At 37.1% G+C, this 2,009-nt stretch carries 1 protein-coding gene and 1 pseudogene; both read left to right on the plus strand.

All coding sequences use genetic code 11. The annotated features are described in order from the left end of the window. Positions 1–841, plus strand: a pseudogene (locus CXF78_RS15385) (hypothetical protein); the annotation flags it as partial. A 480-nt stretch (positions 842–1,321) separates the two neighbouring features. After that, positions 1,322–1,519, plus strand: a complete 198-nt coding sequence (locus CXF78_RS15390) for an alpha-crystallin domain-containing protein (RefSeq protein WP_102037280.1) — start codon at positions 1,322–1,324, stop codon at positions 1,517–1,519. The last annotated feature ends 490 nt before the right edge of the window (positions 1,520–2,009 follow it).

The raw sequence follows: 2,009 nt of genomic DNA on the forward strand, positions 1-2,009 counted from the left end.
AACGGTTTCACAAGATGGTAACACTAACAACGCAACAGTAAACCAGGAGCATGTTAACGACAGTACCGCTTCTGTGAATGTTACAGGTGACAATAATACATCAACCATACGCCAGTACGGGTTCGGTTTTCATGAGCCTGCTTCAGCAACTATTATTACTGATGGTAACTTGAACAATGTAAACATTAACCAAGATACTTCTTATATGGCTGCAGCAAGCGTAACTCAAAATGGTGACAGTAACGTAGTTGTAGTGACTCAATTAAATGAATCGGATGACTCAGTTGTAACAATTACTCAACTTGATGCAAGCCAATCTGGCGATGTTAATGTAGCTCAGAATCAAGCTGCAGATTCTAGCGCAACAGTCGCGCAATCTGCTGTTTTGGGTTCAATGGTTGATATTGACCAAGGTTCAGGTTCTATGTTGATCGCTAATGTCATGCAGACAGGCTCAATTGGTGGAAGTGCTAAAGTATTACAAGAAGGTTTGATTCAAAGCACTACAGTAGATCAAGGCGGTGAAGGTAACATGGCTGATGTGTATCAAACAGCATCTGATAACATTGCTGATGTAAGCCAGTTTGGTGATTTTGGAACTGCGGATATTGATCAAACCGGTGCAAACAATGAAGGTTGGGTTAATCAGTCTGGTGGTGAGTACAATGATGCAGTTATTGCACAAAACGGCTCTGATAACTATGGCATTATTACGCAATCAGGTTTCGGTACAGCTCTTGCTCATAACGTAGCCTCTATCACCCAGAATGGTATGGGTGACAGTGCGTCAATTACACAAAGTGGTGGTGCAGGTAATACAGCGGGTATTACTCAAAATTAATTTTTGATGAGTATAAACGCTAGCAATTTGTTTAATGCCGTTCACCTGAGGTGAGCGGCATTTTTTTATTTTCACATTGCCGCCTATTTTTCTAATCTTAAAAATGAGGATATCTTTTCCTGTTGGTCCTTTAGCTATACATTAATCCAGTAAAAACTAATTCATGGGTGCGAGACATACTTTCACTTAAATCCTTGTATTCCTTTATTGAATTGCACACCTAACCCAGCATAATATTTAACCAAACTTATTGGCTGATGAAGCGTTGAGCTATAAGGTTAAATGTGATTGAGAACGAAATAATCAACATAAACTATTATATGGATATCTGTCACATTAAGGGTAGATAGTTGATCATGTGCCATGATAAGTACATTGTTTGACCGCTAAAATTGATGGGTGAAACACCAGATTTCGCCATGTTGATGACGAGACGAAATCATCATAATGAATTGATTACCTCTGAAAGGAGATTTTGTTATGAACTTAATTCCTAGACATTCATTATTTGATATGCATGATATTTTGGTAACTTCTATTTTCCCAGCGCCGAAAGCAAAAGCACAAGGGATTTGGATTTTTTGTCCAAGAGTAGACATTAATGATAAGTCTGAACACTATGAAATTAGTGCAGATTTACCTGGCGTATATAAAAAAAGATATTCACGTTACGGTTGATGGGGATTTGCTCACAATCGAAGCAACTACAGCCGAAGATAATGAGTAAAAAAGATTGGGCGTGTGATCAGAAAAGAATGTCGCTCTGGTAAGTATGTGCGCAGTTTTATCCTTGATAGCTAACCAAATGAAGCTGATATAAAAGCCTCATTTAAAAATGGAGTGCTTCATCTTCAAGTACAAAAAGTGAATGGCAAAGCAGCTGAAAGTAAAAAATACCAACCTTATAATGTGTAAAATAAGCTTAAGCATGAGTTAGTAAATACATTAAAAGAGTATTCACGACAGCGACTTAATCTTAATGTTGAGATAATCGCCAGATAATGTCTAATAAGGAGCCAGCTGATGTTACCGGCTTCTTTATATGACTAAGCTAAAAACCGAATTTTGGAAAGAAGAAGTCTCCAAGTATCAATATGGTGCTTCTTTAGGTTACTTTTTGGTAGAAGGCATATTATTAATTTATATTTGAATATAAATTAATAATAAA

The organism is Shewanella sp. 11B5 (genome assembly GCF_002836795.1).
GTDB classification, from domain to species: Bacteria; Pseudomonadota; Gammaproteobacteria; order Enterobacterales; family Shewanellaceae; genus Shewanella; species Shewanella frigidimarina.